The organism is Paenibacillus sp. CFBP 13594, assembly GCF_014842675.1.
Lineage (GTDB): Bacteria > Bacillota > Bacilli > Paenibacillales > Paenibacillaceae > Paenibacillus > Paenibacillus amylolyticus_B.
The window spans coordinates 1,599,082-1,621,637 of the sequence record NZ_JACYVQ010000001.1; the positions used below are offsets into that span (position 1 = coordinate 1,599,082).

13 protein-coding genes are annotated in these 22,556 nt (G+C 45.4%); 1 reads left to right on the forward strand and 12 read right to left on the reverse strand.

Features of this window, described 5'->3' with window-relative positions:
- Positions 1-259: 259 nt before the first annotated feature.
- A complete protein-coding gene (locus tag IFU39_RS07055; RefSeq protein ID WP_192131842.1) occupies positions 260-1,090 on the reverse strand; it encodes an amidohydrolase family protein in 831 nt (276 codons plus the stop codon).
- Between the two features lie 259 nt (positions 1,091-1,349).
- On the opposite strand from IFU39_RS07055, the gene IFU39_RS07060 reads away from it, so the two are divergent.
- Positions 1,350-3,074, forward strand: coding sequence for a cellulase family glycosylhydrolase (locus IFU39_RS07060; RefSeq protein WP_192131844.1), 1,725 nt, complete (start codon positions 1,350-1,352; stop codon positions 3,072-3,074).
- A 129-nt stretch (positions 3,075-3,203) separates the two neighbouring features.
- Here IFU39_RS07060 and IFU39_RS07065 read toward each other — a convergent pair whose 3' ends face one another.
- The 11 genes from IFU39_RS07065 to treR all read right to left on the reverse strand — a co-directional run bounded on the left by IFU39_RS07065 (position 3,204) and on the right by treR (position 22,448).
- A complete protein-coding gene (locus IFU39_RS07065) occupies positions 3,204-3,599 on the reverse strand; it encodes a hypothetical protein (RefSeq protein ID WP_192131846.1) in 396 nt (131 codons plus the stop codon).
- Between the two features lie 424 nt (positions 3,600-4,023).
- Positions 4,024-6,006, reverse strand: a complete 1,983-nt coding sequence (locus tag IFU39_RS07070; protein WP_192131848.1) for a sucrose-specific PTS transporter subunit IIBC — start codon at positions 6,004-6,006, stop codon at positions 4,024-4,026.
- A gap of 26 nt (positions 6,007-6,032) precedes the next feature.
- Positions 6,033-7,508, reverse strand: a complete 1,476-nt coding sequence (locus tag IFU39_RS07075; RefSeq protein WP_192131850.1) for a glycoside hydrolase family 32 protein — start codon at positions 7,506-7,508, stop codon at positions 6,033-6,035.
- Between the two features lie 385 nt (positions 7,509-7,893).
- Positions 7,894-8,877: a LacI family DNA-binding transcriptional regulator gene (locus IFU39_RS07080; RefSeq protein WP_105598542.1), complete on the reverse strand. Its 984-nt coding sequence runs from the start codon at positions 8,875-8,877 to the stop codon at positions 7,894-7,896.
- A 243-nt stretch (positions 8,878-9,120) separates the two neighbouring features.
- On the reverse strand, positions 9,121-10,794 hold the full coding sequence (locus IFU39_RS07085; protein ID WP_192131852.1) for a ribonuclease J: 1,674 nt from the start codon (positions 10,792-10,794) through the stop codon (positions 9,121-9,123).
- 156 nt (positions 10,795-10,950) lie between these two features.
- Entirely contained in the window at positions 10,951-12,222 is a 1,272-nt protein-coding gene (gene rhaA, locus IFU39_RS07090) for an L-rhamnose isomerase (RefSeq protein ID WP_091016715.1), read from the reverse strand.
- A gap of 19 nt (positions 12,223-12,241) precedes the next feature.
- Entirely contained in the window at positions 12,242-14,311 is a 2,070-nt protein-coding gene (locus tag IFU39_RS07095; RefSeq protein WP_091016717.1) for a bifunctional aldolase/short-chain dehydrogenase, read from the reverse strand.
- A gap of 179 nt (positions 14,312-14,490) precedes the next feature.
- On the reverse strand, positions 14,491-15,423 hold the full coding sequence (locus tag IFU39_RS07100; RefSeq protein ID WP_446740334.1) for a glycoside hydrolase family 5 protein: 933 nt from the start codon (positions 15,421-15,423) through the stop codon (positions 14,491-14,493).
- Positions 15,424-15,833: 410 nt separating this feature from the next.
- Positions 15,834-18,173 (reverse strand): beta-galactosidase, encoded by a 2,340-nt coding sequence (locus IFU39_RS07105; protein WP_192131856.1) that lies wholly within the window; start codon positions 18,171-18,173, stop codon positions 15,834-15,836.
- A 52-nt stretch (positions 18,174-18,225) separates the two neighbouring features.
- Positions 18,226-21,564, reverse strand: a complete 3,339-nt coding sequence (locus tag IFU39_RS07110) for a DUF5107 domain-containing protein (protein WP_192131999.1) — start codon at positions 21,562-21,564, stop codon at positions 18,226-18,228.
- Positions 21,565-21,737: 173 nt separating this feature from the next.
- The gene (gene treR, locus IFU39_RS07115) at positions 21,738-22,448 is read right to left on the reverse strand and encodes a trehalose operon repressor (RefSeq protein WP_076249494.1); all 711 of its coding nucleotides are present in this window, start codon (positions 22,446-22,448) and stop codon (positions 21,738-21,740) included.
- Positions 22,449-22,556 lie beyond the last annotated feature (108 nt).

Below are 22,556 nucleotides of genomic sequence, written 5' to 3' on the forward strand. Positions count from 1 at the left end.
GGGGAACAAAAAATCTGGGGATAACAGCGATTGGAAGATTGTTCTGGCCGCGCAGTCGTCTTGTGTAAAATCGGTTGTTCAACTTAAATAGAAAAAACCCGAACCAGCCTGGGTACACGATTACGTGTAAACAAGCCAGCTCAGGTTATGCCCATATCGGTAACATTCCCAGATCATGATTATGCGGATTGGATAAAACTTTAGCAAGAATCAGAACAGTTGTCAACTTTTTGAAACCGGTTTAGCTTCGGATTGCCCGCTACGATATTTGATAGAACGCAGCACATGTGCCGCCAAAAATCATCTGTTGTTCTGGTATAGGTAGGGCATTAATGTGAGAATTAATAAGACCGTATACTTCAGAATACGTAGCTGAAACGTTGCTCACGGGCCAGTCGGACCCGAACATTAACCGTCCAGCACCAAAGGCTTCTATGGCGATATTCACATAGGCTGTAAAATCCTTTGGAGTCCAATTCGCCCAGTCTGCTTCCGTCACCATTCCTGAAAGTTTACAGTACGCATTAGGTTGTGCGGCCAATGACTCAAGTGCTTCTTTCCATGGTGAGATTATACCTGATTTTATGTCGGGTTTGGCAAGATGATCAAGTACAAATCGCTGCTCAGGAAACGCCTTAACCAATTCAACGGCATAAGGCAGTTGCTCCTTGGATACCAACAGATCATAGGCCAAATCATACTCTTTTAGCAATGAAATTCCGCGCTGAAAGTCTTCTCTCATTACATAATCCAGATCAGGTTCATCCTGTATGACATGACGTACGCCCTTCAAATACGGATTGGATGCGAATAGTTCAAGCTGATTCCGAACTTCATTTGAACAAAGATCTACCCATCCGACAACACCTTTGATACATTCATGCCGATCTGCCAGCTGCAGAAGCCACTCGGTTTCTGTCAGTGATTGTCTGGCTTGTACCGCAATACATCCAACCAGTCCTGATTGGACCAATAAAGGTTCAAGATCTTGCGGAAGAAAAGATTGACGAATGGTTTTCATCTCTTCGCCAATCCATCCGTACTCGGCGACATTGTATTCCCAGAAATGTTGATGTGCATCCAGCTTCATATTAGATCTCTCCCAGGGTATTTAAATTTATTATCATTAAAAAGCAATCACTGATTTTCACATGATTTTTATTCCAATTGTGCAGGTATTGTCCAATATTAAATCATGATATAGTAAATTACGAAAACGCTTTCAGGACATAAATCGGTGGTGATTCCAGTATTAAACAAGTGAATTTTTGTTTGCGTTGAGCTCTATTTTCACCCTGCTTAACCGCTATTCACGTTCAACCATTCTCTATTCGAAGGAGACTATATTAATGAAAAAAAACCGCAAATCAGTCCTATCTCTTACACTTGTGACTGCCCTGATTCTATCTCTATTCTCCTCCGCTATGGCTTCAGCTGCAACTGACAACAGCGAACAGGCCAGTGCCTCACCCCCTCCAAGCAAAATGCAGACCTATGTGAACGCCATGGAGCCTGGCTGGAATCTGGGTAACTCTCTGGACGCCGTTGGTGAGGATGAGACAGCCTGGGGCAACCCACGCATTACGAAGGAACTGATTCAGTCGATTGCAGCTGAGGGCTACAACAGTATCCGTATTCCTGTGACCTGGGAAGCCCACATCGGTGACGCACCCGACTACATAATTGATTCCGCTTACATGAATCGGGTTCAAGAAGTGGTAAACTGGGCCCTCGATGCGGATCTCTACGTCATGATCAATCTTCACCATGATTCCTGGCGCTGGATCAGTTACATGGAGAAAGACCATGACAACGTGCTTGCACGTTACAACGCCGCTTGGACTCAGATTGCGGACAAATTCAAAGATGCATCCGATAAACTTATGTTCGAAAGTGTTAACGAACCACGTTTCTCCGAAGGCGGCACAACAGATGCAGCGATTGGATATCGCATGCTGGACGAGTTGAATACTTCTTTTCACAAGATCGTAAGAACTTCGGGTGGAAACAACGAGACACGTCCACTTGTGCTTCCAACGATGCATACCTCTTCCGCTCAACCTGATCTGGATGAACTGAATAAGACCATTCAAAAATTGAATGACACGAATATTATTGCAACCGTTCACTACTACGGGTTCTGGCCATTCAGTGTGAACATCGCAGGTTACACCAAGTATAACGAGGAAGTACAGAAGGACGTTACCGATACATTTGATCGGGTATACAATGCTTTTACAGCGAAAGGCATTCCGGTTATCGTTGGTGAGTATGGCTTGCTTGGTTTTGACCAGCACACAGGTGTCATCGAGCAAGGCGAAAAACTGAAATTCTTCGAATTTGTTGGACAATATCTGCGCCAAAAACAGATGACAACGATGTTGTGGGACAACGGACAGCACTTCGGGCGCACAAGTTTTACTTGGTCTGATCAGGAACTATTCAATACCATGAAAGCCAGCTGGACAGGTCGCTCATCCACAGCCGAAACGGACCTCGTATATCTTAAACAAAATGAAGCTATTCAAGATAAAAAGGTAAAACTCAATCTGAATGGGAACAAATTCAATTCGTTGAAGAATGGCACTACCCCTCTTGTCAGAGGTAAAGACTATACGATCAAAAAAGATGTACTTACGTTAAAATCCAATCTGTTAACCCAATTGACAGCCTCTGGTGATTTGGGCGTAAATGCCACACTCACAGCTGGATTCAACCAAGGTGCTGAGTGGAACTTCAATATCATTAAATATGACACACCTAAGTTGAACGATGCAACTGGTACAACCAGTGCATTTGCCATTCCGACTACGTTTAACGGCAATCAGCTGGCCACGATGGAAGCAACATATGCAAACGGAGAGAACGCCGGTCCACAGAACTGGACTTCGTTCAAAGAATTCTCCTACACATTTAGCCCAGATTACGAACGTAATGTGATTGAGCTGAAACCTAACTTCTTCAATGAAACCAATGATGGCGAAGTCACGCTTAAGTTCCATTTCTGGAACGGAGATGTGCTGACGTACAAAATCACGAAAAATGGAACCAGCGTTGTTGGCGTAGCTTCATAATAGTTATAAGGATTCCCCACTTGATCTATACCTGTGGGGAATCACGAAACGTTCTGTCCAGAGCCAGCGGTTCGAACAGAACGTTTTTCCTTTTAATCAGATAATCCGTATCCCATTATGAATGACCGTTCACAATAAAAACGAAACATCTCCACTCTGGCTATGAATGACATACGTTGCACCAAGCCCTTTATATACAAGACCAACTGGAGCCTTGTTACTGGAAACGACATAGAGATGCTGCGGATACCAGCTGTGACACAACTGGATATCCTGGCAACACTGAGGCAGATTATTCTCGAACACAAATGCATTGGTGACCATATATTCGGGACGAGTCTGTTGCATCCCTTCCGTTTCTTGAATATAACGCACAGGAAATGCTCCAAGGGTTTGAAGTTGTTCCCGTTCCTCTTCACTGTGTACAAGCACAACGAAGGCTAATTCCTTTTTCAGTAATAAATCTACAAAATTCATCCCCGCTGCACTGTTCCCTGCTGATACAACAATCATTGCTTCATCCATTGCTGTCTACCTCGCCTTCACATCAGATCCTGCATATTTCATTTCAAGTACGTTATGTGCGAATCATAGTCCTCTATCTTCCTTTCCGCAATTGAGCCGTATCCGATTCTGCACCTTCCTGGGTGATTCCAGACCGTAATCCTGTTCATATCCTGTCTAATATGCCCTTTACGCTCTGGATCTCCTTATATCTCGGTCAATCATAAGTGATTCAAGAAACCTGATTAACCGAGCCATAATCGAAGATATATCTCTTTTTAATCGCTTACATGTACAGATTCAAAGCAAAATGTCTTAATACCTTGGCTGAAAGTAATGCAAAAAGGCAAAGAAAACCTGATGATACACACAGGTTCCCTTTGCCTTTTGCGATTTGTATTTTTCTACCTCCATGTTCCAGTACATTTCTATTTCAAACGATCACTTATTGTGGCTCAGTAAATTTCACTACCAGTACTGCTTCCCCATTGGCTTGAACATAGCCAGTTGACGTTGCTGTTACAGTTTCTATCGCTTCGTTTCCACTTGGGATCAAGACAGGTGTAATCAAAGGGAGACCCGCGGCCTGAATGACATCCATGTCAAATTCAATCAACAATCGACCTGCAGTTACACGATCTCCGCTATTCACATGCGCGGTAAAACCGTTCCCTTTCAGTCCAACCGTATTAATTCCGATATGAACCAACATCTGTACACCTGTTTCATGCTCCAGAATCACCGCATGTTTACTCTTGTTCATCACATGTGCGATGACACCATCAAACGGTGCATACACTTTTCCTTCTGATGGCTCAATGCCAATGCCCTCACCCATGTGTTTTTCCGAGAACGCCGGGTCAGGAACCTGATCCAGAGCAATGACGGTACCGTTCATTGGCGAAGCTATTTCGAGAAAATCTACCTTAGGACGATTGCTTGTAACAGCATCGGTAACTGAATTAATACGCGGATTAGATTCCTCTGCTATAACTTCAGTTGATGTGACTCCACTGTTTTCATGGCTCACCGATTCCTCTGCAACCGGTTGGTCCTTATATCCGAAGAACCAGGTAAGTGCAAATGCAATCGCCATGGCAACTACGTTGGACAAGATATACAACGGCAGTTGGCTGTTCAGATAGAGCAGTGTACCGGGAATAACCGTTACTGCCATGCCTGTACCTTGCAGATGGAACAGGGAAGCGATGAAACCACCTACACCACCACCAACCAGTCCCATAATAAATGGTTTCATGTAACGCAAGTTAACTCCGAAGATGGCTGGCTCAGTAATGCCTAGAAATGCGGACAAGGAAGAAGGTAATGCGAGTGCTTTGAGTTTCATATTTTTGGTCTTCAGACCGACTGCGAGACAAGCCGCTCCTTGTGCTGCCATGGCGCAGGTAATAATGGCGTTGAACGGATTAAATCCCGTTTTCTCCAGTAGTTGAATCTCCAGGAAATTAAAGATGTGATGTACACCGGTAACGACAATAATCTGATGGAAGAATCCAATGATAATACCTGCGATGCCAAACGGAAGATCCAATACGGCAGTTGTTCCATGCAATACCCACTCTTCCAGGGAATGGAACACGGGACCAATCGCGAACAGTCCAAGCGTAATCATAACCGTTAACGTAATAAAAGGAGTCAGAATCAAGTCCAATGCCTCAGGCACCCGTCTTCTTAGTACCTTCTCGAACTTGGCTCCAATCAAACCTACGAAGAACGCAGGCAGAACCGATCCCTGATAACCCACGACAGGGATAAAACCGAACATATGCAGCGGCTGGGCTGATCCATCCGCCACCGCGTAAGCATTGGGTAATGCCGGATTGACCAGCATTAGCCCGAGTACGATACCAAGTACCGGACTTCCACCGAATACGCGGAATGCGGACCACGCTACAAGTGCAGGCAGAAATGCAAACGCCGTATCCGTCAGAATCTGAGTGAACAACAGGAAATTGGAAGAGATATCATCAGGTGTTGCCCCAAACAACGCCAGAATTTCATTCTGGGTAAGTAATCCGCGCAATCCCATGAACAACCCTGTAGCTACCAGTACGGGAATGATGGGTACAAATACGTCACCAAACGTGCGGATAGCCCGTTGAAAGGCATTTCCTTCCTTTTTCCCCTGACTCTTCACATCATCCTTGGACGATCCTTCGATGCCCAGTTTCTCAACCTCTTCAAAGATTCGATTCACTGTTCCCGTACCAAAGATAATCTGATATTGACCCGAGTTGAAAAAGGCGCCTTTCACCTTCTCGATGTTCTCGACCGTTTTCTGATCAATCTTTTCTTTATCTTTCACCATGATGCGAAGGCGTGTTGCACAATGTGCAAATGATGCGATATTCTCTTTGCCCCCGATGGCATGAATGACTTCCTGGGCAATGCGTTGATTCTCCGACATGTTCTCTCATTCCTCTCACGTAATACTTAATAATGCCATTGTGTTGCTTCAAAATCAGCTTTGCCTCCGCGTGCAAAGAAACGAATATCCACGCTGTCCCGGCTTGGGAAAATCCGGCTTGTAAAGACCTCTTCCCCATCGTTCACAAAAACCTCGACTGAAGATGCATCTACGAACAGATGGAACTTAATCACTTCCGCAGTAAGTGTGCACTGTCGTACAACGCCATTCTGCTCTGCCAGCTCGGCACCAGACATCGTCCGATCCAGAATAACTTTCTGCTGAATCCGATCATACAGAAGAATCGTTTTCTCAGTTCGACTTGCACGGAATTCGATGCCCACCATCTCTGCATCTACTTGGCTTATCTCACAGATCAGCTCAAAGGAAATTCCCTTCAAACCAGTGAAAGATCGACTCTCATGGTCAATCGTTGCGCGAATATGCGTGCCTTCCTCCTGCTGACGCAATTGGATCATTTCAGCAACCGGTTGTTGAATTAACTTCCCGTCTCGTAGTGTCAACTGCCGAGGAATGGTCAGGCAATGTGCCCAACCGTTATCATCTGTCGGATACGCCAGATCGGGAAGCCCCATCCAACCAACAAGAATACGTCTTCCGTCCGGGCCCTGCATGGTTTGCGGAGCATAGAAGTCAAATCCACGATCCAACTCCTGAAATTCACCATGATTGAACTCTCTCGTCTGGAGATCGAGCGACTCACCGATCAGATAACCGGACTGAAAAATATTCTGATAATGATCTTCCGCAGCATCTAAGCCTTGTGGGGAAAAAACAAGTACACCTTTCCCGTCCATCTCCATATAATCCGGGCACTCCCACATGTAACCAAAGGAGGTTAATTGCGTGCGAATTTCACCAAGAAACTCCCAGTTGTTCAGATCAATTGAGCGATACAGTACCGCACATCCCGTATCGTCTGTTCTCTGCGCACCAATTACACAATAATACGTGTCTCCTTGTTGCCACACCTTGGGATCTCTGAAGTGTTCCGTGTATCCGGCTGGAACAGACGAGATTACGGGATAATTCAGTTTGGTTACTGAACCGCTTTCATCCATGACTGCCAAGCATTGATACGGATGTCTGACCCAAGCCTCATCCCTCGTATTGCCCGTGTACATCAAGTGCAGCTTACCGTCTTTTTCAATCGCACTGCCGGAGTAAGCTCCGTGTGAGTCATACCAGCTATCCGGTTCGATTCCAATCCCGACATTTTCCCAGTTCACCAGATTCTTCGAGCGGGTATGATACCAGTATTTCATGCCGTGTTCTGTTCCAAGTGGAAACCACTGATAGAACAGATGATAATAGCCTTTATAATATACAAAGCCGTTAGGATCATTAAGCAGACCTGTTATCGGCTGAATGTGATAACTCTGTCTCCATGGACACTTGGATATCTGTGCTTCAAGCTTCGCAATCTCTTCAGGCTCTGCTTGCTCAATTCGTCTGTAGCGTTGCTCTCTAGTCATTTTCATAGCTGTTCTCCATTCCTTACTTATATAAGTTAGACCAAGAAATTTCACACTGGGACTACGATGGCAGAACAATCCTCCGATCGCTGTTATCCCCAGATTTCCTGATCCCTTTTCTAAAGGGTGAAATCCGGTGATAGCCTATGCTTCCGAAGCAGCTTTTCTTACAGAAAGCTTTAAGCGAACACTACGTTTCTTCAGATTTTTTCTGTCCTCTCCGTAAATGTTTATTTCTTATTTAACTTATACGAAAATCAAATTATAGGAACCGGTTCCATTGATCGCAAAAAAATAATTCCATATGGCATGAATGCCTGACCGTGTTCGCATATCCGAATTGGATATCTATTGAGGAACCGGTTCGATGGAATTATCATAAAGGATGTTTTTATAATTTGTCAACGCTTTCTCGAGGAATTAGTTCTACGTCCAGTGTTGTTCGTTCCTCCACCGACTCGCCTTTCACCAGACGAATAATGTGATTCGCCGCTACTTTGCCCGCCTGCAAATAATGATATTTCACAGTCGTCAGTGTGGGGTGAATCATCTCCGTAATATCATATCCGCCAAATCCGGTAACGGACAAATCTTGCGGTATGCGGATTTTATTGGAGAACGCAATCTTCATCACACCCAGTGCGATATTATCCGTAGCCCCTACAATGATCGTTGGTGTGATTTCTTTCAGAATGGCTTCAGCGGTAACGATGGCTTCCGACATCTTAAAGCTTGTCTCATAATACTTCACTTCACATCCACCACACTCAGCGATTGCTCGCTGGAACCCTTGTTTACGATAGATCCCTACAGCCCGATCCTTCTCGCTAACTCCCATATACACGATCTTGCGGTGACCTTGTTCGACGACATATCTGCCCATCTCATAACCTGCCTGATCATCATTGTGAACCAGACTGTGCAGTTGCTCATGCTGTTGCCCCACCAATAACACCGGAATCCGTATATCCTCAACGGCCTTCAGATGTGCTTCAGTCACTTCAGCAGCCAGCAGAATAATACCCGATACCTTCTGTCGTGCAAAATCATAAATGGCGTCAATCTCGCGCTGCATGTCCTGACTCGTATTCGCGATCAGCATCTGATACTGATTACTTCGCAGTTCTTCATCAATCCCGATCAATGTCTGGGATGTCGCAAAAGAATCGAGTCGTGGCACAACCGTGCCGATAATACTGGTTTTCTTGGCCTTTAAACTCTGTGCAAATGTGTTGGGAACATAATTGTATTGTTTGATAATACGCTCAATCTTCTGGCGGGTATCTTCACTAACCGATCCGCCATTCAGGTAGCGAGAGACCGTGCTTTTCGCCACACCTGCCATCTGAGCGATATCAGAAATCGTTTTATTCATAAAGACTCCTCTTGTTTCTTTAACTAGTTTACCTTTTATTATACTTCGAATCGCAAAGCCATGGCGAATTAGATTCACCTCCGTTTATGGTATATCTATCGTACATTCTCGATGTAATAGCAAAAGCCCGATGACAATGTGACGTTCATACCGAAGTATGATCCCACATTCATCAGGCTGTTAAGCTTTCATATCCCGTTTGCACAGACCATTAGGGCAAGGATAATCCCTATCCCTGCTGACTCAGACCTCAATAATAATTGGCAAGATCATAGGTCTTCTCTTGGTTTGAGCGTAAATATAGTGACCGATCTCGTCTTTCAGCTTTCTTTTGATCACATTCCACTGATTGACCCCAGCCCCGGTCAACTCATTCATCCGGTTTAGAACAAGCTCATGAATCTCATGCATGAATTCTTCCGAATCCTTAACAAATACAAACCCTCTGGAGATAATTTCGGGTGACGTGACCATCTGTTTTTCCGTTTTGCTCAGTGTAGTCACAATCACCAGCATGCCATCGGAGGACAGTTGCCTGCGGTCGCGAAGTACAATATTGCCGACATCACCCATGATCAGACCGTCTACGAGACTATTTCCTGATGCAATTTTGGGACCTAGCGAAGCAATGCCGTCTTTGTACTGGACCATATCCCCATTATTCACGATAAACACATGATCACGCTCTATACCTACGGACTCAGCAAGCAGTCTGTGTTGATACAACATGCGAAACTCACCGTGGATCGGAATCAGATAATCCGGTTTCATCAGAGTTAACATCAATTTGAGTTCTTCCTGACTACCGTGTCCCGATACATGCATTCCTGCTGCACCACTTGAACCATATATCACACGTGCTCCGAGAACATACAGGTTGTCAATGACATGTGCAAGATTCCGTTCATTGCCCGGAATGGCTCCGGCAGCAATAATGACCGTGTCCCCGGCGTTAATTCTTACGTGAGGATGTTTACCGGATGCCAAACGCGATAATGCTGCCATCGCTTCTCCCTGGCTACCAGTACATAAGACAACAACCTGTTCGGGCGGAAACTGATCCGAATCGATAGCTTCAATCAATAATCCATCAGGAACTTGCAAATACCCCAATTCACTGGCCACCGATACCACATTCACCATACTTCTTCCCAACAGTGCCAGTTTGCGCCCCGTCTCGAATGCTGCATTCACAATCTGCTGTACCCTGCTGACATTTGACGCAAAAGTAGAGATAAATACTTTTTGTTTTGCACGGATAAAGGCATCCAGAATGTGATCTCCCACAACACGCTCGGAAGGTGTAAATCCCGGTCTTTCTGCATTCGTGCTCTCGGATAGCAAAATATGGACACCCTGTTTGCCAATCTCGGCCATGCGGTGCAGATCTGGGAAAGGTCCATGTACAGGAGACATATCAAATTTAAAATCTCCAGTATGCACGACATTGCCCGCCGGGGTCTTAAAGAAGATACCAAGACAATCGGGTATACTATGACTGGTTGCAAAAAAGGAAACCTCTATCCCTCCCAGCGTAATGCTGGAATGAGCATCGATTGTATGCAGGTCCGCCTTGCGCAGCAGGCCATGCTCTTTCAGTTTAAGCTCGATCAGTCCGCGAGTGAGCCTGGATGCATACACCGGGATGTTCATTTGTTTTAACAAATAGGGAATGCCACCAATGTGATCTTCATGTCCATGGGTAACCACAAGACCTCTTACTTTATCCAGATTCTCCAGCAGATACGTTACATCCGGAATGATCAGATCAATACCAGGCAATGTCTCATCGGGAAACTTCGAACCACAGTCAATCACGATGATGTCCTGATTGTACTGGATGAAATACATATTTTTCCCTATTTCATTCACGCCGCCAAGTGCAGCGATATACAGTTTGTTGTGGGCTAGATTCAACGCTATTATTCCTCCTCTGCGTGGCAACCTTATGCGATACGGATCTATATTCCTAGTATGGAAGCAATCGCCTCACTTATGCATTAAGTGTGATTATGCCAAAAAAACCACCACGGAATTTTCATTCCATAGTGGTTTATACGAAAAATAATACGGTTACACCAACGATTTATCACGCTGTAGCAATACGTCTTGTTCATAGGTTTTGATATCGGTAATCCACTTTTCACGGACTGGAACGCCTTGCTGAGCACAATAGTAGTCCCAGATCGCGCCAAATGGATAGGATTTGAACTCTTCCGTTAAGGCAAGGCGCAACGTGTAATCCCCTTCCAACTCGGCTTGTTTCAAGGCATTCACCGGTTCGAGCATCGCTCGGAGAAGGGCTTTGATTGTGTTGCGAGTACCCACAACCCATGCAGCTACACGATTAATGCTTGCATCAAAGAAATCCAGTCCAATATGTGTGGTCGCAAGCAGATCATGTCGAACCAGTTCACGGGCAATTTCCAGCAACTCATCGTCCATAATTACCACATGGTCACTATCCCAACGCATCGGGCGACTTACGTGAAGCAGGATGCCACTTGTAAACAATGACAAGGACGACAGTTTATTGGAAATAACCTCTGTTGGATGGAAATGACCCGCATCAAGACAGATCAACGTATCATTTTGCAAACCGTAACCCATATAAAATTCATGAGAACCCACCACATATGCTTCCGAACCCAGACCAAACAGCTTACTCTCTACCGCGTCCAGGTTGTGCTCCGGGTTAAGTGATTCAGCGAATACTTCGTCCAGCGATTCTTTGAGACGTTTGCGTGGTGTCAACCGATCAACGGGATTATCCTTGAATCCATCCGGTACCCATACATTGGTTACACAAGTCTGACCAAGCTGTTCCCCGAAGTAAGCACCAATCCGGCGGGATGCCTTGCAGTGATCAATCCAGAACTTGCGAATTTCAGGGTCTGGATGACTGAGCGTGAACCCGTCACTTGATTTTTCATGGGAAAAACATGTTGGGTTGAAGTCCAGACCGAGTCCTTGTTCTTTGGCCCACTTCACCCAGTTCTCATAATGCTTTGGCTCAATCTGATCCAGTTCAACCTGCTCGTCTGTATCCGTGTAAATCGCGTGCAGATTGACCTTGTGTTTGCCGGGAATCAGTGCAAAAGCTTGCTCCAGATCGTTACGAAGTTCTGCTGGTGTGGTCGCAGCCCCCGGATATTGACCTGTAACGGAAATACCCCCTGTTAACTCCCCATCTTTATTCAGAAAACCTTTGACATCATCGCCTTGCCAGCAGTGTACGGATACTTTGATCTCCGCGAGTTTATTCAGCACCTCGTCCGTATCAATTCCGTGCTGGGCATACAATGCCTTGGCTGCTTCATACGCTTGCTTGACTTGGTTATCCATCCGCAAGAACCCTCCTATTTTAACGTGTAAATGCTGCCGGTACACCGCCATCAATGGTCATCATGCAACCGGTTGTTTTTTCGGATTTCGAAGAAGCAAAGAATGCGATTCCTTCCGCAATATCTCTTGGATAGATATTCACGAGCAATGTCGTCCGTTTGCGATAATACTCTTCCAATTGATCCGGTTCAATTCCATATGCCGCTGCTCGTTCATTTCTCCAGGAACCGTTCCAGATCGCTGAACCCTGTAGAATGGCATCTGGAAGAATCGTGTTGACACGAATACCATACTCTCCACCTTCTGCTGCAATACAACGTGCCAGATGTGCTTCCAGCGCTTTCGCTGAGCTGTAAGCAGAAGCACTTTTACCTGCATACACCGAGTTCTTGGAACCGATAAATACCATGCTTCCCCCAATACCCTGCTGTTTCATCAGCTTGAACGCTTCACGAGCCACAAGGAAATACCCTGTACCCAGTACATTCATGTTCAGGTTCCATTCCTTCAGGGACGTTTCGTCAAATGGGCTGGATGTCGCTAGTCCCGCATTGTTCACGATGATATCCACTCCGCCATATTGCACCGCAACATCTGCATACGCAGATTGAACGGCTTCCTCATCGGTTACGTCCATTTTCAGCGCATAAGCACGATTCGCACCGTACTGATCATTGATTTCCTGTGCTACCTTCTGTGCGCCCTCCAGATTGAGATCAGCAAGCACCACATGTGCGCCTTCAGATACCAATCTCCGCGCTGTTTCACTTCCGATACCACCTGCGCCACCTGTGATAAACGCCACTTTGCGGGAGAATTCGGTTTCGGCCGGAGCCAGAGACAATTTATACAATTCCAGCGGCCAGTACTCCACATTGTAAGACTCGTTTGCGCTGAGTGATACAAATTGACCCAAGCTAGTAGCTCCACGCATAACAGCAATCGCTCTGTGATACAACGCTCCGCTTACTTGGGAAAGCGCCCAGCTCTTGCCTGTGTTAATCATGCCCACACCAGGAATGAGAATAACGCGTGGTGCCGCTTCGAACATGACATCACCTTCGTTTTTGTTGCTCTCAAAATACTGCTGATATTGCTCTTTGTAGGCAGCTACACCTTCTACCAGCTTGGCTTTTAAACCTTCAATATCTTCCGCATCCGGCGTCCAATCGATGAACAGAGGTACCACTTTGGTATGTACCAGATGATCCGGGCAAGCTGCACCCACCTGAGACAATTCCGGGGAATCTGCTCCTCCCACAAAAGCAAGTACGTCCTCTTGATCATCAAAGGATAAAATCATTTTTTTACTATCCGATACCGCTCCACGAATCGTTGGCATCACACGTGATACGATCTGACGACGAACATCAGCGGCAAGCGCCGGGTGCTTCACACCACCAAACAAACTTTCTTCGTTCACCCGTGCTTCGATGAAAGCTTCTGCTTCATTGATAATCTTGATCGTTTGAGCGTAACATTCCTCGGATGTTTCACCCCAAGTGACAAGTCCGTGTTTTTCCATCAGTACGAGTTCGGCATTGGGATTCGAGAATACGCTTTCAGCAATCATTTTAGATAACGTAAACCCTGGACGTACGTAAGGCACCCATACAAATCGATCACCGTAGATCTCTTTCGCCAATTCCTTGCCGTTATGCGCACAACACAGGCTGATAATCGCATCCGGGTGCGTATGATCCACATGTTTATATGGAAGGAACGCATGCAGCAGAGTCTCGATGGAGGCACGCGGGTGCTTGGCATCAATCATGCAATGTCCCAGATATTCAACCATCTCTTCATCCGACATGGATTCACGTTCAATTAATGGTCGAATGTCTTCAAGCCCAAGTCCGGTAAAATGTTTCGCTTCCATGGAACCCAGATCAGAGCCGCTTCCCTTCACATACATTACTTCTACATCACGACCACGAAAATCCTTCACTGTCGTTTTGGTAGACGTATTACCACCATAGATGTTACATACACTGCGATCAGATCCAATCAGATTGGATCGGTAAACCAACTGCTCAAGTCCTGTTGTTTTCTCAGATGCCTGCGATGCATTCCATAAACTCTGTACCATTTGTTTCCCTCCGATAATGTTTGTTTTATTCCTAATCTGAGTTTAACATCTTTGTTTTATTTTGAAAACAAAATATTTTAAAACAAAACGGAAATATTCAAAAACTATCAACGATTGAGCTATTTTATTAAAAAAACACCCTGACGTAACCGTCAGAGTGTTCCTGTTTCATCGGTGGATTAGAAAATCCCCGCTTTTTGGGAAGTGTTTTTAATACCATAGGTATCATTAACTACGGTGTTGCCAAAACTCGTTAAGCTTCCGTTCGGACCTGTGGCCATGTCCAGATAGTTCAGACCAGAGCTGTTTCCGTACCAGGACCAAGCAAGCCAGCCTACCCCTTTTTCCTGACCATATCTCATGATGGCATACTCGTCCACATCACCGTTTGTGTGATATCCCCCGAATTCACCAATGATCAGAGCCAATCCTTTGTTCAGCACATTCTCCATATTGGCTTTGACCGTTGCAGCATCTTTGCCAGCATACTCATACATATGAATGGAGAAGACGGTATTCTTTTGAGAATCGGCTGCAAATACACTTTGTCCATAATCCACGATGGATTGAGGGAACTGTCCCCATCCAGCTGCATCCACAATTAGCGTATTTTTGATTCCGGCATTACGGAGTTTCGGAATGGCTTTTTTGTAACCATCAGCCCACGCACTTCCATTCCACGTTCCATACCATTCATTAGCGATATTAACGATTACCCGATCTTCTTTGCCAATCAAAGCTTCCTTAATGCTAATCCAGTAGTTCACCGCCGCATCCAAAGAATTATAATCATCCTTCCCTGTGGCGTCATGTACTTCGAGTACAGCAATCATTTTATTTTGGTTAACCACATTAATAATATTTTTAACAGCGTTCAGATCATCTTTGGTGTACAGGCTACCATTCGAAAGAACAACGCGTACCGTATTGGCACCTGTTTTGGCGATTGCAGGAATAGCGGTATTCAGATCATTTTTGAACCAGGAATGTCCGTGATTAACACCTCTCATGACAAAAGCCTTGCCTGTGGAATCATACAACTTGTTACCGCTTACATAAAATCCTGTGGCAGCAGATGCTTTGGGTGCTGCACTCCCTAATACCATGAACATAAGAGCAGCAATAACCGTGAAGATGGTACACTTTTTCAGATTAACCATTCGTTTGGAACCTCCTGTATTTGTTTTTTTATTTCAATTAACCCTGCTCTAGGCAATAAGTTAACTAAAATCGTTGGTAATAGAGGTTTTTTTGTTAGTAAATAAGATAATAATAACTTCATTATATTTACGTTATTTAGTTTAAATAAACTTTATCGTTAAGGTTATGAAGTTATAATAAATTGAAAACGCTTACCAGTCAAGATCTTTTACCATGAATAGTAATCATTTGTTTTACATAACAAAGCAATAAAAAGGTTCTCTCCCCTCACAATCGTTCGGAGAAAGAACCCTCTGTATTATTAACGTCAGTTAACTCTTGCTTAAGTCTTGTTTATCTGTTGTTAAATCTCTGATTTAGACTAAGTGTCTTCCCTAACTCCCGCCAATACCAACCCAACCCGGTAATGTGGTCTTACCCGAATCTCATTAAACTTCCCAATCTCCATGCCCTCAAACCGCTCCACATAAGCCTGATTCACATAACTCTTGATCGTTCCTCTTCGAATTGGAGTTATGGAAAGACGAAGCTCGTGATCGGCCAACAAATGACGGGATTGCTTCAAACCAAGCATCCAGCTATGCCCATAGTGAATATGATCTGTTAACATCTGATGATGAATATGCGCTGCTGCAACGTCTCCTTCATAATCAATCTCAACCCATACGTCATCTACTTGTTCCGGCCAGGCTGTATCCAATCTCAATGTCGCTGCATACTCTTTCGGATAATCAACCTCTACAGCCGGCTCGTAAGGGGAAATCTGGAATGTGTACGTACCGAATATTCCCCGCTTTGACTGGGATGACACAGCATATTTAGAAGGGGAAACATGCTCTGGAGCCGGATAGAAGGATACCTCAAACTCTGTTTGCTCCAGGGAGTTGCATATGAGCATCTCATTCTGCACATACAGATGACTGCTGCTAATCACAAGTCTCTCTTCTCCGCCCACACGGAAACGGTAGGCATGCAATGCCTCTTCACGGGTCAATGTAATGATACGTATGACCGTACCGTCCGATGTTGTGATACTCAGATGATGGTCCATGCCAGCCATCGGGTGAATTATAACTTCATTACCCTGCTCGGAAACTGCACCTTCGGGCATATCCACATTTGTAACAGATGTTGCATCAATAACATACTCAGGCGCCATACCTTCATGGGCATAAAACACAGCCGTGAGCTCCTGATTTACCATAAATCGGGTCAGTGGCTGAACGGTAGCACTAATGATCTTCATTCCATTCAGATTCATATGGAAAGGCAGAATGGCTGCCATGCCGGATTTCAGCTGCATCGTGCCTTCTCTTGGATAAAAAGCAGTCCCTTTGCCGGTATGCAGCTCCAATTGTATATCTCGATCAGGCAACGCCACATGATCCTGATAATTATTCATGAACAGGAATCCTGAGCCTTCTTGTTGACGAACAGACCAGCGCAGATCCATCATGTTCTCCGGTGTTATCGAATTTTGCTCTTCCGGTATAACACTGCCCATTGGCGCAAGCAGCTCACCGTATGCTTCCAGAAACATGGACAAGGTTCGAATGCGGTCATACGATTCACCAATACGTCCAAACTCCCCGAGCGGGGCTTGGTAATCATACGTCATTTTAGGCAATGCCTGTTCGTTCATATATGTTTTTTGCCCTACCGGATTGGTTCCACCGTGATACATATAATATCCAACCAGATTACTGCCATTTGCCAGCTTCACAATGGTCATCGCCTCAACACTGTCCGCATCTACAACCGGCCGAGCATGATAACTGACCTGCATGCCACCAGCTAGTTCGCAATACGCCGCAGGATACTCCAGACTGTCATAATCCACTTCTTCAACAGGATTCATATGCAGATCCTGGAATAAATACTCTCGGCTTGGAGGCTGATTGGGAATCCATGGTGTGTACGCATACCCCGCAAGCATAGGCAGCGTTCCTTCTTCAGGCACCGCAGCATTACCCCAGGCCGTGGCAGTATAGAACATGGGGTGCATACCGACTTCTTCGGCAATACCGCGAAGCACCTTCAGATGTTCACGACCGTCCCGGCCAGAGGAAATGTATTTTTCGCGGGTATACCCCCAGGCATCCATGGGTGCGCCAGCGTGCATATACTCATTTTCCAACTGTACGGCTATTACGGGGCCACCCTCCTGATAAAAACAACCGTTGAGTTGACGGGCAATCTCCCGATATAATCGCTTGGCGTAATGCAGATATCCTTCATCGTTCGACCTGACTTCGAATGGATAACTGAACAACCAATCTGGCATCCCTCCATTACGAACTTCCCCATGACAGAATGGACCAATCCGCACGATCAGTGGCAGCTGATGTTTGCCACACAGATCCACGAAGTGCCGCAAGTTCAAGTTTCCTGACCAATTAAACTCGCCTTCCTGCTCCTCGTGAAAATTCCAGAACACATACGAAGCGACGATGTTCACCCCGCCTGCCTTCATCTTCAGTAATTCTTCTTCCCACTGTAAGTAAGCGAATCTGGAGAAATGAAATTCACCTACCACGGGAATATGAGGTTTATCATTACGAAGCATATAATAGTTGGTAAAGTCATACGACTCCCCTCGTGGATTCTTGCCGCCACTACCCGTCATACGACCCGCACGAATCTCTTTATCTTTTGCATCCAGTATAAAACGAATCTGGCTTCCTGCTATACTATCGTTCATGGATTATATAACTCCTTCGGTATATATGGGATAGGGTTGAATCGATTAGCAATTATCTATGGATGACTGCCCCTTGATGATTGGGGTTCTTCTCCAGAACCCGCTCCAACTCAAGTTCGGCTTCATTTGTCCGACCAAGGCCAAGAAGACCTAATGCTCGCATGTATCGGCAATGTTCTTCATTACGCTGGTTGAGATCATCGTCAAACACCAGGAAATCGGGCAGAGATACCGCAAAATAATCCATTCGGATGTGACCATGCATATGTCTTTCCGCATAGTCAATGAGTTTGTTAAAGCGTCGGTTGGCTTCCTTCACATTGCCAAGCTTCTGCCAGGCCAGACCCTGATAATAGATGGATTCCGGCGGTTGATCATTATAAAACATCGCGCTTGCCGGTTCATTCAAACCGATGGATGCTCTGTGGAAATTCTCCTCTGCCGCCTGATTATTCTTCAGTTGCTGGTAGGCACAGCCAAGATAAAAGTAAACGGGGTTGTCTCCGGCTCCCTCCAATTTACCTTCACCTAAGTTCTCCGGGTAAACCAAAGCCTTCTTCAACAGCTCCAATGCCAGTTCAGGTTGTTGTTTCTCCAGATTTCGCTTCGCCAGTTCCGTCAGTGCCGTAACATATTGTCCTGTTACCTTGCCTTCTCCACCCTCCCATGGATGAAACCGCCGGGACTGAAGGGCATTCCATGCTTCTTGATGGCTACCTTGCATATTCAATAAAGTTACCCACTCAATGTACAGATCGTCACGATGATGAACCAGCTCCATGTGATCTTCCAGCTGTTTGATTCGATGCTCGCAGGAATACCCCATCTTCTTGCGCAGCTGATCCAACTCGTAGAAGATCCGTGCATCTTGCGAATCCAACCGGAAAGCTTCCTCTAATGATGCCAGTGCAAGATCGGGCCGATTCGACTTGTTATAATAAGCCAGTCCCAGATTCCGATGTACAGTCGAATATGTAGCATCCACCTCGCGTGAAGTTTCCCAATGGGTGATTGCTTCCTCGTATCGTTTATGATCATATAACCAATTTCCCAGGTAATAGTGAGCACGCGCATCATTCGAATCCACTGCCAATGCATCCTGAAGCACCATGAATTCAAATAACGTATTAGGAAAACAATAATCCGTTGGAGCAGCTCTCCCTTGTCTTAGACATTCCCGGGCCTGCTCAACATCCCCCAGCTGACGATACAAGTAGGCCTGAGCATAACCAACCATAGGATACGGCCGTGAATTTTCGGATTCAACATAGGAGAGTACCGTAAGTGCTTCTTCACACAACCCACTATCCGCATAATCCGCGGCTACATTCAGATAATTATAAACGTCTCCTCGCATCAGACGATGGAAATGCTCACGTGCTTGCTCCGCTTGTTCTCTCTCTGAAGGTGCAGTTACTCCGCTGTAGATCAGGACTAATTCATGTGCGGCTCCAAATTCAACCGGGTCCAGTTCCAATGTCTCACGCGCATATTGGATCGCCTGTTTATCTTGACCCATTCTGCGTAACAGAGCCACCTTCAGATGCCGAGCCTTATAATTTCTGGTGTTGCGAATCAGCGAACGTTCGATGTGATCCAACGCTTCGATGTCCCGATGTAACGCCGTATCGATCTGAGCAAGCATGTAATAACCTGTATCCTGATACTGTGCAGACCATACGGCTTTATACAGTGCTGCGTAGGCTTCTTCCTGTTTCCCCTGTAGTTTCAAACTCAGACCGAGTTGGTAAAATGCTTCACTATCATATGGATTCGTATTTTTCCACGTCAACGATTGTACAGCATCTCTGAAATGCTTCTCTGCATCTTGTAACAGACCTCTGCGCAACAGCAATGTGCCATACGCAATGTTTAGACGGATATCCGTTGCATCACGCTTCAAACCTTCCAGATAATAAGGTTCTGGTTCATACGTGGCATGCCGATATTGCTCCAAATGAAGACCAGCCAGATATAGTTGTTCATTCGTACGAATCTCGGATGGTAGCGGGAGTGGTGTGGCCGGGTCTGGGACTTCCTGAATCTCAGAACGTTCAGGCTGATAGGCCACAATTACTTTTCCTTCCGCAGTTCGAACACTTAACTTCAATTGATGCCATTCATCTTGTCCGCTCCACGGGAATGAAGACTTATATAGTTCCGTAGGTGAGATATTACATTTCTCATGGAGATATACCGCGATTGGTCCTATCACTTCAACGGTCGCTTGTTCAAAAACCGATGTCGCATATACCATCACGGTTACCATTCCGGTCGTTTCGTCCATTTCCAGATTAACTGCTGCATCAATCGTTGCATTTTTGACCATGCCAATTCCTTTATACGGCATAAAATACTGCGAGAATGATTTCGCTTCATAGGGCTGTAACCACGTAAAATCAGGCTGATTATCGGTATAGATGCCGGTCATTAATTCAATATAAGGTCCATCCTCGTCCGTTAACTGGCGATCCCAGGCTTGCCCGAATTCCCCATTCCCCCAGGTCCATTGCTTCTTGCCCGGAGAAATATGATGATTGGCTACATGCAACAAACCTGCCTGGATCCCATGGTCATAACCCCCTACAAAATTATAATCCGACTTATACGCCATATAGGATGTTGGAACCGGTATATTTTTGTAGCGCGAGATATCCACACCTTCGGAATAATCCATCTTGTAATAGGTGCCGGTTGCGATTGGAAAGCGGGATACGTCCCGTTTTCCGTGGTCCAGCACAGCCGTTACATCAGGTGGAAAGACGGATTGCGTATGATCGTTGACAGCTACAGCCGGATTCGCCCACCATAGAAAAGTTTGAGGTGCGCTGGTGCGATTGTATACCTCGGCATGGATTTCCAGATAGGCTTTGCCGGGATGTAATGTGAAGCCAGCGGTCATTTTGGTACCATACATGCGATCAATCTCACCAACCCACACAGTAGCGCTTCCATCTTCATTACTGCCAAATGTATAATCGACTGGACCAAACGTGTTGGGCCGATGATGCTGTGGCCAGTTGAATTCGATTCCCCCGGAAATCCATGGCCCTGCCAGACCCACAAGTGCAGGTTTAATGACCCGGTTATAATATACAAAATCGTAGTTGTTGGTCCGATCCAGCGCGCGATAGATCCGTCCACCCAGTTCGGGCATCATCTCGATACGTACATATTCATTTTCGAGAATAATTAATCGATACGACTTCATTTTTGCTTCATCTTCAATGCTGTCGATCACGGGATGTGGGTACACCTTACCCGAACTTCCCTGATAGATTCGCTTTTCAAGAAACATCGGATTTTTGTCCGGTTTACCTGTACCATAGGTTGGAATATCTCTGGTTTCTTCCCATATGCGAACATTTGATTTTGCTGTCACATGATTCAATTCGCTCACTCCTCGGCCTCGTATATATTGTGATCATACGCTCCGACATGCAGGAAGAACATTGACATTAAGCGGTTCTTGATGGACGATCTTCGGATTCCCACATAACCAAAGAGAGTACCTATCCACTGAATAATGCAGTGAAAGGTACTCTCTGATCGATCTTGATTAACTTATCTGCGACGTGCAAAATCCACAAATCTGAACTTGTCCGGTCGATGCCTCGACTCCGTATACTGAAATTGACTGGCATCCTCCAGGTAGACTTGGCTCCTCACCACAACTACATTGTGGAAACCTTCAAGGTCAAGTAATTCCCTGTCCTCAGCGGTGGGTTCTTCCACCAAAATCTCTTTTTTGGCAAACGAAATGGAAAGCCCCAGCTCTTGCTCAATGTACTGATAGATGGAATCATTACAGATCTCTTTGCTGAGCCCAGGAACAAGCCGCTGGCTAATGTAATCTTTGTCCAGTATGACATGCTCTCCATCCACTTTGCGCACACGTCTGATCTCCCAGACCTGTTCATTCAGACCAAAGTTAATTTTCTTGTGCAACGCCTGATCCACTTGTTGCTCCTCGAAAACCTTCACATACGTTTGAGCGCGATGTCCCATTTTTTTGGCTAATTCCTTGAAGCTAACCAGACCTGAGATGGGAAAATCGATCTTGCGTATGTCCAGTACAATTGAGCCCTTGCCTTGAATCTTCTGAATATAACCTTCTTCGTACAACATTTTCAATGCTTTGCGAATAGTCTCTCGAGACGTTTGATAACTTTCCGATAGATCCAGTTCCGATTGAAGCAGCGTGCCTGCCTCAATCTCTCCAGTCCGAATACGATCTGCAATATCTTCATATATCCGGATAAATTTATTATTCATTATTCATCACCATTGTTCATTACCCTTTTTTATCATATTGGCAACCTATTATAACATTAAAAACCAATCAAGCGGTAATGTCGTTACTGCCGATGATTAAAGTATCAC